Genomic DNA, 15,688 nt, shown 5'->3' on the forward strand with positions numbered 1-15,688 from the left:
GGAATTACTTAATCCTCTGTTAATACATGGCGTGCCAAGATGGGTCGATCCTGATGGGAAACGACCATGGCGCAGCCTGCTCCCCTGCCCCTGCCTGCCAACCTGCCCGATCCGGCACCTACGGGCAGTCCGGTCCTGCGCGGGCCGACGCTGGCCCCGCGTGACCGCCGATCGCTCGGCCAGATCCTGTTGGAGGATGAGGCGGTCGATGCGGGCGACATGCTCAAGGCCACGGTGATCCAGAAAAAACTGCGCCTGCGCCTTGATCAGGTGCTGTTGGCGCAAGGGATGGTACAGCCGCAGGCGCTGGCCCGGGCGCTGTCACGCCAATGGCGCACAACCGCAATCGATCCGGACCAGACACCTGCTGATCCCCGCCTGATCGACGATGCCGGGGCGGGGTTCTGCCTGACGCACGGCTTGCTGCCATGGCGGCGAATCGGGGGGGTGACGTGGATCGCGACCGCGCGGCCTGATGATTTCACAAACGTGCTTCCCCTGCTGCCACGCCAGTTCGGCCAGGTTCGGATGCTGCTGTGCAGCGCCGATCAGGCACAGGCCGGGGTTCTGAATTCACGGCGTACCCGTCTGATCCGCGAGGCAGAGACCCGCGTTCCCGCCATGGAAAGCTGTCGCACCCAAAATCAGGCCCGCACGGCGCGGCTGGCCATTGCGGCACTGGCCCTGACCGGCGCAGGCATGATCATGATCCCCACGTTGATCGTGGGTCTGCTGACCTTCTGGGCCCTTTTGACGCTGCTGACGCAGAGCGGGCTGAAGCTGGCATCGTTTCTCGCGGCACGTCGGGCGACGCGCGAAAAGGACGAGCATGCTCTGGCCATCGAACAGGGCCATATGGTCGCCCCGCAAATGGAGACCGCGTTACCGCTGATTTCCGTGATGGTGCCGCTGTTTCATGAAAAGGACGTTGCAGGCAAGCTGGTCGCACGTTTGGCACGGCTGGAATACCCACGTGAACTGACCGACATCCTGCTGGTGATCGAGGCCAGCGATCAGATTACCGAAGCCGCCCTGGATGGGGTGCGCCTGCCCCACTGGATCCGCGTTGTGCGGGTCCCCGACGGGCCGATCAAGACCAAGCCCCGGGCGCTGAACTATGCGCTGAATTTCTGTCGCGGCCAGATCGTGGGCATCTGGGATGCCGAGGATCGTCCCGACCCCGATCAGTTGCACAAGGTCGCCCGCCGGTTCCATTTCGCCCCCGCGGATGTCGCCTGCCTGCAGGGCGCGCTGGATTACTACAACCCGCGCACCAACTGGTTGGCGCGGTGCTTTACCATCGAATATGCGGGCTGGTTCCGCATCCTGCTGCCCGGCGTGGCGCGGCTTGGGTTGATCGTGCCGTTAGGGGGGACCACGCTGTTCTTTCGCCGCGATCTGTTGGAGCAGGTCGGTGCGTGGGACGCGTGGAACGTGACAGAGGATGCCGATCTGGGCGTCCGGTTGGCGCGCCGCGGCTATCGGACCGAGATCATCGAGACCACCACCGACGAAGAGGCCAACTGTCGTGCCCTGCCCTGGGTCAAGCAGCGGTCCAGATGGCTCAAGGGATATGCGATGACATGGGCGGTGCACATGCGCGACCCGGCGGCGCTGTATCGTGATCTGGGCGCATGGCGCTTCTGGGGCTTTCAGGTTCAGTTTCTGGGCGCGCTGTCGCAATACCTGCTTGCCCCGGTTCTGTGGAGTTTCTGGCTGTTGACCTTTGGCCTGCCGCATCCACTGCGCGCGCCGCTGGAAACCAGCGTCGGGTCCTGGGCGATCACCGGTCTGTTCGGGCTGTTCGTGGCGTCTGAATTGCTCAGCATCTTTGTCGGCATGCGCGCGGTCAGCGGTGCGAAACATCGCCACCTGATGGCCTGGGTGCCGACATTGCATTTCTATTACCCGCTTGGATGCCTGGCAGGATGGAAGGCCATCTACGAAGTTGTGGCCAAGCCCTTCTACTGGGACAAGACCGCGCATGGGTTATTCATCGAGGCGGGGGATGCGCCTGCCGCACCGCTGGCGCCGGGTCTGGTGTCGATCCCGGTCCTTGGACAGATCGGTGGGCGGACCCTGGCCGAAGTGGCGGCCGACCTTCAGGCGAATGCCGGCCATGCAACCGTCGCACAGACAGATGCCCCGACAGCCGAACGCGACGCCATGCACTTTCCCAAGGATCGTGCCGCAAGCGGCTAAGGTTGCGCACCATCATCGGAAAGGCGCGTTTCGACGATCGCCTGCACCGTGCTGAAATCACGGGCCAGCCGGTCGTGCAGCGCCTCTGGACTCTCTGCGTCGACCTCCCGCATCAGAAAGTTAAGACCTCCGCGCCCGATTTCATCCACGTCCAGCGGCTTATCCGTCAGCAGCTTGGCCGCGGCATGTACACGCCACAGACCCTGCCAAATCGACGACAGCTGCTGGGCTTCGTGTGTCTCCAGCAGGCCCGCTCGACGGCCGGCGCGCAGCTGCGCCAGCGTTGACCGCGCCGGGTCGCCCGCACGCAAGGCACAGCTTTGTGCCAGCAGATCGATGTCCTGCAACCGTCCTGCCCCCTGCCGCACGTCGAATGCTCCACCCGGAGGCTTGGCCGCAAACAGGCGGTCGCGCATCTGCCGCGTGTCGGACAGCACCCGAGTGTCGGTGCCGCGTTCGGTCAGGATCTGCCGGCGCAAAGCCTCTATGTCATGGCACAGGGCCGCCCCGTCGCGGCCGAACTGCGCGACACAGCGTGCGCGCGTCAGTGCCAGATGCTCCCATGTCCACGCCTCGGTCAGCTGATAGGTGCGGAAACTGTCAATCGACGTCGCGACCGGACCCTGACGCCCTGACGGCCGCAGCCGCATGTCGACCTCATAGAGACGCCCTTCGGCGGTGGGGGCGGACAGCGCGGTGACCATCGCCTGTGTCAGGCGGGCGTAATACGGACGCGCCGCCAACGGTCGCGGCCCGTCGGATGCATCCACCCCATCTGCGTCATAGATCACGATCAGGTCCAGGTCCGAGCCCGCGTTCAACACCCGCGCGCCCAGAGAGCCCATCCCCATGACCACCGCACCCCGTCCCGGCGGCGGCCCGTGACGGCGGGCAAAGTCGGCGGCCGTCACAGGCAAAAGCGCGCCGACGCAGGCCCCTGCAAGGTCGGCGTATTGCACAGCGGCCTCATCCGCGCCGATCAGGCCACGCAGGTGATGGACACCGATACGGAACTGCCATTCATGCGCCCACCGCCGTGCCGCATCCAGCGCGCGTTCATAGCCGCCAGCGGGCTGGCTCAGTGCGCGCTGCAACACCGTGTCCAGTTCCGCCGCCAGCCCCGCCTCGGCCGGCCATGGCGCAAAGAAGCTGCCGCCCAGAACCCCGTCCAGGACCGACGGGTGGCGTGCCAGATAGGCGGCCAGCGCGGGCGCGGTGCCGCAGATGTCGACGATCAGGTCGATCAGTTGTGGATTGGCCTCGAACAGGGAAAACAGTTGAACCCCCGCAGGCAGGCCGGACAGAAAGGTGTCGAACCGCGCCAGCGCCTCGACCGGGTGGCCGGCGCGGGCCATACGCGACAAGAGCGGGGCCTCGATCCGGCGAAAGATCTGGCGCGCGCGGTCGGACCGCAATGCGGGATAGGTCTGCCAGCCTTGGATGACCGCTTGCGATTCGTCTGACAGGTCGGGCACGGTTTCGGTCGGTTCGGACGGCGCAAAGAATCGTTCGGTCAACGCATGCACACGCTCCAGCCGCGATTTCAGCCGGGCGCACCACGCATCGGCATCGGCCTCGCCCATCAGGGCGGCGATGGTGGTCAGGCCCTGATCGTCCTTGGGCAGGCTGTGGGTCTGGGCGTCGTTCACCATCTGGATGCGGTGTTCGATGTCGCGATGGTCGCGGTAATGCGCCGTCAGTTCGTCGGCGACATCCCGGGGGATCCAGTTCTTGGCCGCCAGCGCCGCCAGCCCGCCGACCGTATCGCGGCATTGCAGGTCACGGTCGCGTCCACCCGCGATCAGCTGACGGGTCTGGGTAAAGAACTCGATCTCGCGGATGCCGCCGCGGCCCAGTTTCAGGTTGTGGCCCGCAACCTCCAGCCGCCCGCCAAGGCCTTTGTGGTCGCGGATCCGCAGCCGCATGTCATGCGCGTCCTGAATGGCCGCGAAATCCAGATGCTTGCGCCAGACAAACGGCCGCAGATCGCGCAGCAGCCGTTCCCCTGCGGCGATGTCGCCCGCAGCCGCCCGCGCCTTGATGAAGGCCGCGCGTTCCCAGGTCCGGCCCTCGGCCTCGTAATAGGCCAGCGCCGCAGCGGTCGAGATGCAGACCGGCGTCACCGCCGCATCGGGTCGCAGACGCAGGTCGGTGCGAAAGACATAGCCGTGATCGGTTACGTCCGACAGGGTCGCAGCCATGCGCCGCGTGGCGCGGATCAGGGCGGCGCGGGCCTCCATCTGGTCGGGCTCGGCATAGGCGGTCTCATCGAACAACACGATCAGATCGATGTCCGAGCTGTAGTTCAGCTCGCGCGCGCCGCCCTTGCCCATCGCCAACGCAAAAATACCGCCCGCATCGGCGGATGTCGGGGGCAGCTTGCCGCGCCGGATCTCGGTCGCGACATGGGCGCGCAGGGCCAGATCGACGGCGCGGTCGGCCAGGTCGGACAGCGCACCCGTCACCTGCTCCAGCGGCCAGACGCCACCCAGATCGGCCAGCGCCGCCAACAGCGCCACCCGCCGCTTGGCCCGGCGCAGCGCCACGCCAAGCGCATCCGCCTCCAGCGATTGCAGGTCCTGCGTCTCACGCGCGACGACGTCGTCGTGGTCCAGCGCATCGGGCAGCCAGTCCGCCTCGGACCGCAGCAGGCCTGCCAGATAAGGGCTGCTGCCCGCGGCACCCGCGATCAGGTCGCGCATTCGGTCGGACAGGGTCGGAAACAGCGCCGCCGCATCCGCCCCGCGGGCGGCATCGACGGGCAGCGGAAGGCGGGTGATGCGTGTCTGAAAGCTCATGCGCATCACCTTGCCGGGACGGCCTCGGCCCGTCAACGCAACGCGGCGTAAACCATGTTGTACGGAACCCTCCAGCACACTGTTTTCCATGCTTGGCCTGCCGGGAAATCGTTGCTAGGCTTTCGCGCATACCAACCCGCGATATGGAACCTTCTGCGCCCGCATGATCAGTTGCGACCTGACCATATGCTGTACGGGGCGCACGTGATGCGCCATACGCTGCCCCATGCGCCGCAGTTCTATGTGACCGCGCCCCAGCCGTGCCCGTATCTGCACGGCCGTGCCGAACGCAAACTGTTCACCGCGTTGCAGGGCGACAATGCCGTCGAACTGAACAACGCCCTGTCGCGGCAGGGATTTCGCAGGTCACAGAACGTCCTGTACCGGCCCAGTTGCGAAAGCTGTGTGGCCTGCATGTCGGCGCGCATCCGGGTGGCCGATTTCCACCCATCCAAGACACAGCGTCGCGTGACCACGCGCAATGCCGCTCTGCGCCGCCTTGCGACCAGTGCCTGGGCGACCGAGGAACAGTTCGAACTGTTTCGCCGCTATCTGGATAGCCGCCATGCGGATGGTGGGATGGCGGACATGGACATCTTTGAATTCGCCGCGATGATCGAGGAAACGCCGGTCAAGACCCGCGTGATCGAATACCGGTGCAGCGACGATGCGATGCCCGCGCTGGAAAAGGGCGACGACCATCTGGCCGGGGTCTGTCTGACCGACGTGCTGGATGACGGGCTCAGTCTTGTCTACAGCTTCTACGACCCGCTGTTGCGGCCGGCCAGCATGGGCACCTATATCATCCTGGACCATATCGAGATCGCGCGTGCGGCGGGCCTGCCCTATGTCTATCTGGGCTATTGGGTCCCCGGCAGCCGCAAGATGGACTACAAGGCCCGCTTCAGCGCGCTGGAAATCTACAAGGGCGGCGTCTGGCAGGACATCGGCAACCCCGAGGACCATTCGAACGAGGCCCATCCCCTGTCCGTCGATCCCATCGTCGAACAGGTCGCCCGGATTGCGCTGCCGCAGTTCGACCGATAGCGGCCATCAGGGCGCGAAATAAAGTTTCAATTTCGACCCCGCCTGCGTCACTTTATCCACCCAATGCCATTGACCCTGTCCGGACCTGACTTTAGGTTGCGCCGACGTGGGGTTGCGGTTGGCATGCCCTGCGGGTTTTTTGATGGATGGAGCAAGACGATGTCCCGAACAATGACGGGTGCGAGAATGGTGGTCGAGGCGCTGCGCGATCAGGGTGTCGATACCGTATTCGGATATCCGGGCGGGGCCGTGCTTCCTATTTATGACGAGATATTCCAGCAGAACGACATCACCCATGTGTTGGTCCGCCACGAACAGGGCGCCGTTCACATGGCCGAGGGCTATGCCCGCGCCACGGGCAAACCCGGGGTTGTTCTGGTCACGTCGGGGCCGGGCGCCACGAACGCGGTGACCGGCCTGACCGACGCGCTGTTGGATTCGATACCGCTGGTCGTGCTGTCGGGGCAGGTCCCGACCTTCATGATCGGCACCGACGGCTTTCAGGAGGCGGACACCGTCGGCATCACCCGTCCCTGCACCAAGCACAACTGGCTGGTCAAGGATACGGACAAGCTGGCGGCCACGATCCACAAGGGTTTCCACGTCGCGACATCCGGGCGGCCCGGCCCGGTGCTGATCGACATCCCCAAGGATGTGCAGTTCGCGACCGGCACCTATGTCGGGCCCAAGCAGGTCGACAACGGCCGTTACGACCCCCCGAAAAAGGGTGATCTGGCCGCGATCACGCGTCTGGTCGAACTGCTGGAACAGGCCGAGCGCCCGATCCTGTATACCGGCGGCGGAGTGATCAATTCGGGCCCCGGTGCCAGCGAGTTGCTGCGCGAACTGGCCGAGGCGACGGGTTTTCCGGTCACATCGACCCTGATGGGGTTGGGCTGCTACCCGGCATCGGGCGACAAGTGGCTGGGCATGCTGGGCATGCACGGCACCTATGAGGCCAATCTGGCGATGCATGGCTGCGACCTGATGATCAACATCGGGGCGCGATTCGATGACCGGATCACCGGGCGGATCGCGGATTTCAGCCCCTGTTCGGTCAAGGCGCATATCGACATCGATCCGTCCTCGATCAACAAGGTCGTGCGCGTCGATGTGCCGATCGTCGGCGACGTGGGCCATGTGCTTGAGGATCTGCTGAAGGTCTGGAAGTCACGCGGCCGTAAGACCAACAGCCAGGCGCTGAAGCAGTGGTGGGGCCAGATCGCTGAATGGCGCGCCAAGAAATGTCTGTCCTATCGCGGCAGCGACACAATCATCAAACCGCAGCACGCGCTGGAACGCCTCGAGGCACTGACCAAGAACCACGACCGCTATATCACCACCGAGGTGGGCCAGCACCAGATGTGGGCTGCGCAGTACCTGGGCTTTGAAGGGCCGAACCGCTGGATGACGTCGGGCGGACTGGGCACGATGGGATACGGCCTGCCGGCGTCGATCGGCGTGCAGATGGCCCACCCCGAGGCGCTGGTCGTCAACGTCGCGGGCGATGCCAGCTGGTTGATGAACATGCAGGAGATGGGCACCGCGGTGCAGTTCCGCCTGCCCGTCAAGCAGTTCATTCTGAACAACGAACGTCTTGGCATGGTCCGCCAGTGGCAGCAATTGCTGCACGGCGAACGCTATAGCCAGTCGTGGTCGGACAGCCTGCCCGATTTTGTCAAGCTGGCCGAGGCCTTTGGGTGCAAGGGCGCGCAGGTGCGCGACCCCAAGGATCTGGACGCCGCGATCCAGCAGATGATCGATTACGACGGCCCGTTCATCCTGGACGTCCTGGTCGAGAAGCACGAGAACTGCTTTCCGATGATCCCGTCCGGCAAGCCGCATAACGAGATGCTGCTGGGCGAGGCAGAGACCCTGGGCGTGATCGAATCCGAAGGCGCGGTGCTGGTCTGAGACCGGCCGGAAGGAGAGCAGAACCATGAACGCTTTGAACATCCAGAAGGGCATGTCCAGCCATTCGGCCTATGACCTGCGCGACCCCCATTCGCCCGTCGAGGAAAGCCACACCCTGGCCGTCCTGGTCGAGAACGAGCCCGGTGTGCTGGCCCGTGTGATCGGCCTGTTCGCAGGACGCGGATACAACATCGACAGCCTGACCGTGGCCGAGGTCGACCATACCGGCCACCGTTCGCGGATCACGGTCGTGACGCGCGGCACGCCTGCTGTGATTGAACAGATCAAGGCTCAGCTGGGCCGTATAGTGGTCGTCCACGAGGTGCATGACCTGACGGTCGAGGGCCCGGTGGTGGAACGCGAACTGGGCCTGTTCAAGGTGCGCGGCACCGGGGACAAGCGCGTCGAGGCGCTGCGCATCGCCGAGATCTTTCGGGCGAATGTGGTTGATTCGACGCTGGAAAGCTTTGTCTTTGAACTGGTTGGCACGCCGTCCAAGCTGGAGGCCTTTGCCGATCTGATGCGTCCCCTTGGCCTGACCGACCTGGCCCGCACCGGAGTCGCGGCGCTGTCGCGCGGCGCCTGATCGCGTCTTAGCGCGCGACCCCACTACGGGGTTGCGCATAGGGTGTGGCCGGACGGCGCGTGGTCGACGCAACAGCCCCGCTTGGCACTGTATCCTGATGCGCCACCACCCGAAGGGCCGGGCGCGTTGGCTGCTGTGCATCAGCCAGGATACGTGGCAGTTGCATGCAGATCTTTTCCGACAGCATCGTCACGTTCAGCGCATGGCGCAGATTGCCGACCGTTCGGGTTTCCAGTTCAACCAGATCGCCAGGTTGTGGCCATTCGCCCGGTCCGGCGAAATTCGCGGTTCCTTGCAGATAAGCCAACGTTGCCTGGTCTTCGCACCAGATGATCGCTTTTTCACGCGACCCGCTGCTCCATACGACAACCCCGATCATGGGCGCCCCTTCATAGAAATGGCGCCGTGGCGCCGGATGGTGTCAATTAAGGATCAGTATTGTGCGAACCTTTGCCGACTAAAGCAGAAAACCGCCGACATGCCAGCTTTTTCCTTTCGCCGCATAAATTTTATTGCATCCGGAAGTTGATGCGTTGCAGGGGAGGCACAACCCTTGCGCCGGCCTAACGAATGCGGCCTGCCTGCACATCGGCGACCGCGCGGCGCACCTGCGCCAGTCGCTGCGCCCGTGCCGGATGAGTGCCCAGCACATGGTTTCCGGGGTCGGGAATACGTTGGAACAGGCCCGATCCGCTGATCGGATCGTATCCCGCGTTCATCGTGATGATCGCGCCCAGATAGTCGGCCTCCAGCTCCCACTCCTTTGAGTAGTAGCGGGCGCCGACAGATGCGCCGATTTCCTGCGCGCGCGCGATGGCACCAGTGTCACCGCCATAGGCAGACGCAAGGCTGCCCAGCACCACGGCCGCCGCGGTGGCCGCGCCGGATTTGCGATCCAGATGGTTCAGGATGTGGTGCGCCGCCTCGTGACCCACGACAAAGGCGATCTCGTCGGGGTTTTGGGTTTGCGCGATCAGCGACAGGGTGAAACCCACGACCGGATGTCCGTTGCGGTCAACCGTCTGAAAAGCATTCGGCTCCAGCCCCGGGCGATCGTCGACGACGAAGATGAAATCACAGCTGATCGGCGCGGTGCGGCGGTTCAGGCAATCCTGACGAACCGCAGGCTCCATCCGGCGCATGACCTGAACAAAGCTGCGGGCGGCACCGTCCGGCGTGGCCGCATGCGGCGCCGAGGGCGCGGGCAGAGACGGCCGCTGTGCGACAGGCGCCGGTCCGGTAGCCGCGTCGGAGGCGGGCATCGGTGCACAGCCTGCAACGGCCAATGCCGCGATCAGTCCTGCCAGCCAGCTGCGCGCCATCATCTGTCCCATCGTTCCTGCCTTGTTGCGACGCCCCGGCGTAGGCGCGATCATGTGCGCGCAGAATAGCCCCTGCCCGCCCGACGTAAACCCCGACCGCTTGCCGCAGGCCCCCTTTCACGCGATTGTCGGGCCTTTCCCAAGGAGATTCGGATGTTCACCATCGAACACGACTTCGACGCGACCGTGATCACCCTGATTGACGAGGCCGAGGCGCAGACACGCCCCCTGAACGAGGACGTGGTGATCCTGGGCTTTGACGACCGGGTCGTCCTGGAACAGATGAGCGATGATGGCGAAGAGGTCGTCCGCATCACCCTGTCGATGCATCAGCTGACCGAGCTGCGCCTTGCGCTGAACCTGCCCGAAGGGAACTACCGCATCGAAAAGGACGGCTGACCGACCGCTTGCGGGCCGCGACCGGTTCATGACACACCGTCCCCGACCTTACAGGAGATCCGCATGGACCACCGCAACGACGCTGCCCTGCAGTTTCTGGCCACCCGCCGGTCACACCCCCCCAAGATGATGACCGGACCGGGGCCCGACCGTGATCAGCTGGCCGAACTGCTGACGCTGGCCGCCCGCGTCCCCGATCACGGCAAGCTGGAGCCATGGCGTTTCGTGGTGCTGGGCCGCCAGACGCTGGACGCGATGGCACCGGCGCTGCGCGATGCGGTGCTGACCGCAGGCCAGGATCAGGCGGCGGCGGACAAGGCGGCGCAGGCCATGGCATCGCCGGTGATCGTCGCGGTGGTGTCTTCGCCGGTCGACAGCCTCAAGGTGCCGGAATGGGAACAGGTCCTGTCGGCGGGTGCGATGTGCCTGGGGCTGGTCAACGCCGCACTGGCATCGGGTTGGGGTGCCGCGTGGCTGACCGGGTTCGCGGCGCTGGACCGGGATTTCGCACAGGCCCATCTGGGCATCGCGGCGCATGAACGCATCGCGGGGCTGGTCCATATCGGCACGCGTGGCGCGCCCCCGCCGGAACGGCCCCGCCCTGACGTTGCCGCCAAGACGCGGTGGCTGCCGTGATGCCTGTCCGCGCACTGGTGCGGGGCTGGGCCGACCTGCTGCGCCCGCAGGTGCTGCGACTGGTGCTGCTGGGCATTGCATTGACGCTGGTGCTGTTCGTGGCGCTGCAGGCGGCGATCTTCTGGGGGCTGCGGCTGTGGCTGCCGGGCGGGGTCAACCTGCCCTGGCTGGGTCAGATCGACTTTGGACAGGTCCTGTCCTGGGGATCGCTGGCGCTGTTTCCGGTGATGGGGATCTTTCTGATGGCTCCGGTCGCTGCCGGCTTTGCCGGGCTATTTGCGGAAACCGTCGCCGAGAAAGTCGAGGCGATCCACTATCCGACCCGACGCGGCACGTCGCTGGATTTCTTTGACGGGCTGCTGGAATCGGTGGCGGTCGTGTTGGCGGTGCTGGCCGTGCTGGTGATCAGCCTGATCCTGACACCGTTCATCGGTCCCTTTGCGCCGCTGCTGTTTCTGGGCGCGAACGGCTGGCTGCTGGGGCGGGAATTCTTTCAGATGGCCGCCCGCCGCCACCTGGACGAGGGCCCGGCCAACGACCTGCGGCGCGCCCACTCTGCCCGCGTCACGCTGACGGGGGTTCTGGTCGCTGTCGGCTTGATCATTCCGGTGGTCAACATTGCGGTGCCGCTGTTGGCGGCAGCGGCGTTTACACACCTGTTTCAGATGATCAGCGGATCCACTGATCAAGGTGCGCGATATCGGCGCGCGTGATCACGCCGCCCAGAATGATCCACGCCAGCACCGCCCAGATCGCGCTGGTGATGGCCGTGGTCCAAATCAGCTTGCGCCGCCAATCGACACCCGATGGCGCCCCTGCATGCGTTCCGGGAATGACTTCTCCGGCATCAGCCTGACTGCGCTGGCCGACAGGCATGACGCAGAACAGGGTCAGAAACCACAGGGAAGCGAACAGTACGATACCGCCGGTCAGGTTCATCAGATTTGCTCCAGTTCGATCAGGCAGCCGTTGAAGTCCTTTGGATGCAGAAACAGCACCGGCTTGCCGTGGGCGCCGATCTTTGGCTCTCCGCTGCCCAGGACACGGGCACCCTCAGCCTTCATATGGTCACGCGCCGCGATGATGTCATCCACCTCAAAGCACATATGGTGGATGCCGCCTGCGGGGTTCCGGTCCAGAAATGCACGGATCGGGCTGTCGTCGCCCAGGGGGTGCAGCAATTCGATCTTGGTGTTCGGCAGTTCGATGAACACGACGGTGACGCCATGATCGGGTTCGTCCTGGGGCGGGCCGACGGTGGCCCCCAGGGTGGTCTGATACTGTGCTGCCGCCGCCTTGAGGTCGGGAACGGCGATCGCGACATGGTTCAGGCGGCCGATCATGGTCACATCCTTTGTTTTCACGGGTTCTAAGGCTTTGCGCAGCCGTGGGAAAGGAAAAGCATCGTCGTTAACCCGTTCTTAGCGAATCGCGGTTTAACTGGTTGTGAAGACGTGGATGGGGACAACAACATGCTGACGGATACCACGGCCGACACGCCCAAGCCCTTGCCGCAATGGCGTTTGTCGCTGCCGAACAGACCGCTCACCGGCCTGACAGTGCTGGTGATCGAGGATTCGCGCTTTGCCAGCGAGGCCGTTCGCCTGCTGTGCCTCAAGTCCGGTGCGCGGATTCGCCGCGCGGATTGCCTGCGCTCGGCGGCACGCCATCTGCGCAGCTATCGCCCGGCCGTGGTGGTGATCGATCTGGGTCTTCCGGACGGGGATGGGGTCGCGCTGATCGCTGAATTGCACGCGGCCGAAACGCGGGTGCCGGTGATCCTTGCAATGTCGGGCGACCCCGACCGCGAGGCGCAGGCCTTGGCGGCTGGTGCGGACGGTTTCCTTCCCAAGCCGGTCGAGAGCCTGGCCGTGTTCCAGCAGGCGATCCTGCGCGCGCTGCCTGCCGAAACCGGGGCGATGATGCTGCGCGCCCTGCCTGACGACGTGATCCAGCCGGATCCGTCAGGCCTGCGCGACGACCTGGCCCACGTGGCCGAGGTGCTGTCCAGCGCCCATGACACGACCGAGATCGACTATATCGCCCGCTTTCTGGCTGGGGTGGCGCGGTCGGCCCACGACCCCGCACTGGAAGCCGCGGCCACGGCGCTGGCGCGCGACTATAATGCCGGGAATGCGCTGGCGACGGACCTGGCGCGCATCAGCGGCATGGTCCAGGATCGCCTGTCCCGCGTGGCCGAAATGTAGGTCAGGCGGTCATCCGCGGATCGGACCCCATGTCCAGGCCGGGAAACACCAGTCCCTCCAGCGTGCTGCGATCGATGCCGAATTTGGCGTGCATGGCCCAGGCCGCATAGGCGCGAATGTCGCGCAGGGGCATCAGGTCGCGCCCATCGTACAGGTCCCCCTCGGCCAGTCCCGGCCAATCGCCCATTGCGCGCCCGCCCCGCACCGCACCGCCAGCCACCAGCAGCGCACCCCCGGTACCATGGTCCGTCCCAGCCGATCCGTTCTCGCGCACCGTGCGGCCGAATTCGGTCATCGCCATGACTGTCGTGCGGTCCCAGTTCGCACCCAGATCGGCCTTCAACGTCAGGATCGTGTCAGCCAGCCGCTGCAACATCCGTGTCAGCGACACCGCCTGCCCCGCATGCGTGTCCCACCCGCCGATGGAGAAGCTGGCGATCCGCGTCTGGCCGTTCAGCCGGTCGGCGGCAAAGCGTGCAATCTCAAGGTGGTCCTGTCCGGGTTTGCCGGTGGCAAGGTCCGGCGACAGGCTGGCCACGATCTCCATCGCCTGCGCGCTGGCGTCGCGAAACAGCGGGTCGTCGTGATAGATGCGCGTCAACAGCTGCTGCGCCTGCGGGCTGAGGTCCATCTGGGCCTTGGGGGTCCAGCTTTTGGTCGGCGCCTGCCCCTGCAGGACGCGCATCTGCGACACGCCCACCGAATAGGCGGTTTCCGACGGCTGCCCAGGCACTGCCTGCAGCAGCCGGTTCAGCCAGCCGTCCTGTTGGGCGTCCAGATCCAGGTCTGTGCCCGTACCGGCCTCCAGCATGGTCTGTCCGTCAAAATGGCTGCGCTTGTCGCGATAGGGCGTCGATACGGCAGGCGCAAACCCCATCTGCCCCGCCTGCCACAGGGGCAGCAGATCAGACAGCCCCGGATGCAGCGCAAAGAATCCATCCAGATCGGTGGCGCCATGGTCCGGCCCAAGGGACAGGGTCTGGCGCAGCCCGCCAAGGGCGCGGTCACCATAGGGCTGGAACGCATCCAGCCCGTCCATCGCTCCGCGCAGGATGATCACCACCAGCCGGTTGTCGCCCGGTGCCGCGGCAAACGTGGCCGAGGACAGCAAGGGGTGCGCCGCCGCCGAACAGCCGATCAGCGCGGTCGATTTCAGGAACAGCCGCCGAGACAGCATTGCGTCACCTCCGGTTGAAATCAGCCGACGCCAGGACCAAGGCCACGCCCTCGGCCTGGCTTTCGGCACGCGGGACGGCCCAGGACAGCGCCTCGGACGCGGTGTCACCCAAGGCGGTGCGCAGGAACACACGTGCGTCGGGCAGCGGATCAGCCAATACCGCAGGCGCGCTGAGCGCCCAGGTGATGCGCATGGCCAGACCTTGCGGGCTGGCCCATGCCGCCTGGGCTTCGGGCCAGCCGTCGGGTCCCGCAGGGTTGCCCCACGCCTGCCCCATCGCGGTCATCGGCTGCAACAGCAGGCGCTGCAACTGACCCGGCTTCAGCGCACGGACCTGCCGGCCATCGACGCCAAGGCTGCGCATCGCCGCCACCAGAAATTCGAAGGGCTGCCGCATCTTCTGGCGAAACTGCTGTCCCAGTTCAGGCGCCTGCGCCAATGCCAGGTTCATCGCACCCAGATCGCCACCGGTCTCATCGAAAACCGCCGCCAGCCGGTCGACCAGTGGTTGGGGCGGATCGTCGGCGACGAAATGCACCGCCATCTTGCGCGCGATATGGCGGGCCGTCGCCGGATGGCGCGCCAGATCGGCGATGACCCCGCGGATGTCGTCCAGACTGGCCTTTCGACCGCCATAACTGACCCCAAGAACGGTTTCGGCCCCCGGCTCTGCCTGGACAGGACGAAAGACGCCCGGGTGACGGGGGTGATAGGCCAGACCGGTCAGCAGTTCGGCAAGCTGGGTCACATCCTGCTGGGAATAGTCGGCGCCGACACCAAGGCTGTGCAGTTCGATCATCTCACGCGCCAGGTTTTCGTTCAGGCCCAGTATCCTGTCTGGATTCCGGCGCGCCCGGACAGAGTTCGGCCCAACCGACCGGTCCTGATCCAGATAGCGCACCATCGCCGGGTGCGTTTCGGCGGCCAGCAACATGTCGGCAAAGCGCCCGTTCAGGTTCGGCCTGATCGCGTCCTGGACGAACGCTTCGGTCATCAGGTTCCAATAGACCGTACCGCCGGTGACGGTGAAATGGTCGGCCCAGAACCCGACTAGCCGTTCCCCGAACCCCGATGGCTCATCGACCGCCCGCGCGAAACGGTCCTGGATTGTCGCCCGATAGACGCCACCCAGCCTGCGCCGATAGGCCACGTCGCGGTCGCGGGCGCCGTCATCACCCGCACGGGCCGCAGCACCCAGATCCAACCCCCGATCCTGCCACGCGCGGACCCTGTCCAGGGTCACCGCATCAGGACCGCCCGGCCCGGCCGCTGCGACAGAGGCGGCGAACCGGCCCGCATCGGCAGGCGGTGTCAGGTGCGGCGACAGGCCGAACCCAAGACGAATCGCGGCCATTTCGGCATAGGACGACATCGGGCGACAGGCTCCGGCAGTTGCTGCT

General features: G+C 65.5%; 15 protein-coding genes. 8 read left to right on the forward strand and 7 right to left on the reverse strand.

The window, feature by feature from the left end; all coding sequences use genetic code 11:
* The first annotated feature begins 66 nt into the window (after nt 1-66).
* Nucleotides 67-2,202 (forward strand): glycosyltransferase, encoded by a 2,136-nt coding sequence (locus tag ACJJVR_RS17000; RefSeq protein WP_405406350.1) that lies wholly within the window; start codon nt 67-69, stop codon nt 2,200-2,202.
* Here the strand turns inward: ACJJVR_RS17000 and ACJJVR_RS17005 are convergent.
* Nucleotides 2,199-5,000 carry a glutamine-synthetase adenylyltransferase gene (locus ACJJVR_RS17005; protein ID WP_405406351.1) on the reverse strand — a complete coding sequence of 934 codons (2,802 nt, stop codon included), beginning with the start codon at nt 4,998-5,000 and terminating at the stop codon, nt 2,199-2,201. The genes ACJJVR_RS17000 and ACJJVR_RS17005 overlap by 4 nt on opposite strands.
* 207 nt (nt 5,001-5,207) lie before the next feature.
* Between ACJJVR_RS17005 and ACJJVR_RS17010 the strand changes: the two genes are divergently transcribed.
* From ACJJVR_RS17010 to ilvN, 3 genes are all read left to right on the forward strand, one after another.
* Entirely contained in the window at nt 5,208-6,047 is an 840-nt protein-coding gene (locus ACJJVR_RS17010) for an arginyltransferase (RefSeq protein WP_405406353.1), read from the forward strand.
* Nucleotides 6,048-6,206: 159 nt separating this feature from the next.
* Entirely contained in the window at nt 6,207-7,961 is a 1,755-nt protein-coding gene (locus ACJJVR_RS17015) for an acetolactate synthase 3 large subunit (RefSeq protein ID WP_405406355.1), read from the forward strand.
* A 25-nt stretch (nt 7,962-7,986) separates the two neighbouring features.
* On the forward strand, nt 7,987-8,547 hold the full coding sequence (gene ilvN / locus ACJJVR_RS17020; protein ID WP_405406357.1) for an acetolactate synthase small subunit: 561 nt from the start codon (nt 7,987-7,989) through the stop codon (nt 8,545-8,547).
* A 7-nt stretch (nt 8,548-8,554) separates the two neighbouring features.
* Here ilvN and ACJJVR_RS17025 read toward each other — a convergent pair whose 3' ends face one another.
* Nucleotides 8,555-8,926 (reverse strand): hypothetical protein, encoded by a 372-nt coding sequence (locus ACJJVR_RS17025; protein WP_405406359.1) that lies wholly within the window; start codon nt 8,924-8,926, stop codon nt 8,555-8,557.
* 184 nt (nt 8,927-9,110) lie between these two features.
* The gene (locus ACJJVR_RS17030; RefSeq protein ID WP_405406361.1) at nt 9,111-9,881 is read right to left on the reverse strand and encodes a M48 family metalloprotease; all 771 of its coding nucleotides are present in this window, start codon (nt 9,879-9,881) and stop codon (nt 9,111-9,113) included.
* A 141-nt stretch (nt 9,882-10,022) separates the two neighbouring features.
* On the opposite strand from ACJJVR_RS17030, the gene ACJJVR_RS17035 reads away from it, so the two are divergent.
* The 3 genes from ACJJVR_RS17035 (at nt 10,023) to ACJJVR_RS17045 (ending at nt 11,617) form a co-directional block, all read left to right on the forward strand.
* Nucleotides 10,023-10,268 carry a hypothetical protein gene (locus tag ACJJVR_RS17035; RefSeq protein ID WP_405406363.1) on the forward strand — a complete coding sequence of 82 codons (246 nt, stop codon included), beginning with the start codon at nt 10,023-10,025 and terminating at the stop codon, nt 10,266-10,268.
* Between the two features lie 63 nt (nt 10,269-10,331).
* Nucleotides 10,332-10,904, forward strand: coding sequence for a nitroreductase (locus ACJJVR_RS17040; protein WP_405406364.1), 573 nt, complete (start codon nt 10,332-10,334; stop codon nt 10,902-10,904).
* Nucleotides 10,904-11,617 carry an EI24 domain-containing protein gene (locus ACJJVR_RS17045; protein WP_405406365.1) on the forward strand — a complete coding sequence of 238 codons (714 nt, stop codon included), beginning with the start codon at nt 10,904-10,906 and terminating at the stop codon, nt 11,615-11,617. Before ACJJVR_RS17040 ends, ACJJVR_RS17045 begins: the two co-directional genes overlap by 1 nt.
* Here ACJJVR_RS17045 and ACJJVR_RS17050 read toward each other — a convergent pair.
* Nucleotides 11,574-11,843 (reverse strand): DUF1467 family protein, encoded by a 270-nt coding sequence (locus tag ACJJVR_RS17050; protein ID WP_405406366.1) that lies wholly within the window; start codon nt 11,841-11,843, stop codon nt 11,574-11,576. The genes ACJJVR_RS17045 and ACJJVR_RS17050 overlap by 44 nt on opposite strands.
* The gene (mce, locus tag ACJJVR_RS17055; RefSeq protein ID WP_405406368.1) at nt 11,843-12,247 is read right to left on the reverse strand and encodes a methylmalonyl-CoA epimerase; all 405 of its coding nucleotides are present in this window, start codon (nt 12,245-12,247) and stop codon (nt 11,843-11,845) included. The genes ACJJVR_RS17050 and mce overlap by 1 nt, the downstream gene beginning before the upstream one ends.
* Nucleotides 12,248-12,376: 129 nt before the next feature.
* Between mce and ACJJVR_RS17060 the strand changes: the two genes are divergently transcribed.
* Entirely contained in the window at nt 12,377-13,111 is a 735-nt protein-coding gene (locus ACJJVR_RS17060) for a response regulator (protein WP_405406371.1), read from the forward strand.
* 1 nt (nt 13,112) lies between these two features.
* Here ACJJVR_RS17060 and ACJJVR_RS17065 read toward each other — a convergent pair whose 3' ends face one another.
* Nucleotides 13,113-14,288, reverse strand: a complete 1,176-nt coding sequence (locus tag ACJJVR_RS17065) for a DUF1501 domain-containing protein (protein WP_405406373.1) — start codon at nt 14,286-14,288, stop codon at nt 13,113-13,115.
* Between the two features lie 4 nt (nt 14,289-14,292).
* Nucleotides 14,293-15,660, reverse strand: a complete 1,368-nt coding sequence (locus ACJJVR_RS17070) for a DUF1800 family protein (protein ID WP_405406375.1) — start codon at nt 15,658-15,660, stop codon at nt 14,293-14,295.
* Nucleotides 15,661-15,688 lie beyond the last annotated feature (28 nt).

The sequence above is a fragment of the Paracoccus sp. Ld10 genome (genome assembly GCF_045064235.1).
Classification (GTDB): domain Bacteria; phylum Pseudomonadota; class Alphaproteobacteria; order Rhodobacterales; family Rhodobacteraceae; genus Paracoccus.

Coding starts and splice junctions, on each gene's coding strand:
- ACJJVR_RS17035 (WP_405406363.1), top strand. CDS start 10,023: ATGTTCACCATCGAACACGACTTCGACGCGACCGTGATCACCCTGATT.
- ACJJVR_RS17030 (WP_405406361.1), bottom strand. CDS start 9,881: ATGGGACAGATGATGGCGCGCAGCTGGCTGGCAGGACTGATCGCGGCA.
- ACJJVR_RS17010 (WP_405406353.1), top strand. CDS start 5,208: ATGCGCCATACGCTGCCCCATGCGCCGCAGTTCTATGTGACCGCGCCC.
- ACJJVR_RS17005 (WP_405406351.1), bottom strand. CDS start 5,000: ATGAGCTTTCAGACACGCATCACCCGCCTTCCGCTGCCCGTCGATGCC.
- ACJJVR_RS17070 (WP_405406375.1), bottom strand. CDS start 15,660: ATGTCGTCCTATGCCGAAATGGCCGCGATTCGTCTTGGGTTCGGCCTG.
- mce (WP_405406368.1), bottom strand. CDS start 12,247: ATGATCGGCCGCCTGAACCATGTCGCGATCGCCGTTCCCGACCTCAAG.
- ACJJVR_RS17045 (WP_405406365.1), top strand. CDS start 10,904: ATGCCTGTCCGCGCACTGGTGCGGGGCTGGGCCGACCTGCTGCGCCCG.
- ACJJVR_RS17065 (WP_405406373.1), bottom strand. CDS start 14,288: ATGCTGTCTCGGCGGCTGTTCCTGAAATCGACCGCGCTGATCGGCTGT.
- ACJJVR_RS17000 (WP_405406350.1), top strand. CDS start 67: ATGGCGCAGCCTGCTCCCCTGCCCCTGCCTGCCAACCTGCCCGATCCG.
- ACJJVR_RS17050 (WP_405406366.1), bottom strand. CDS start 11,843: ATGAACCTGACCGGCGGTATCGTACTGTTCGCTTCCCTGTGGTTTCTG.
- ACJJVR_RS17040 (WP_405406364.1), top strand. CDS start 10,332: ATGGACCACCGCAACGACGCTGCCCTGCAGTTTCTGGCCACCCGCCGG.
- ACJJVR_RS17025 (WP_405406359.1), bottom strand. CDS start 8,926: ATGATCGGGGTTGTCGTATGGAGCAGCGGGTCGCGTGAAAAAGCGATC.
- ACJJVR_RS17015 (WP_405406355.1), top strand. CDS start 6,207: ATGTCCCGAACAATGACGGGTGCGAGAATGGTGGTCGAGGCGCTGCGC.
- ACJJVR_RS17060 (WP_405406371.1), top strand. CDS start 12,377: ATGCTGACGGATACCACGGCCGACACGCCCAAGCCCTTGCCGCAATGG.
- ilvN (WP_405406357.1), top strand. CDS start 7,987: ATGAACGCTTTGAACATCCAGAAGGGCATGTCCAGCCATTCGGCCTAT.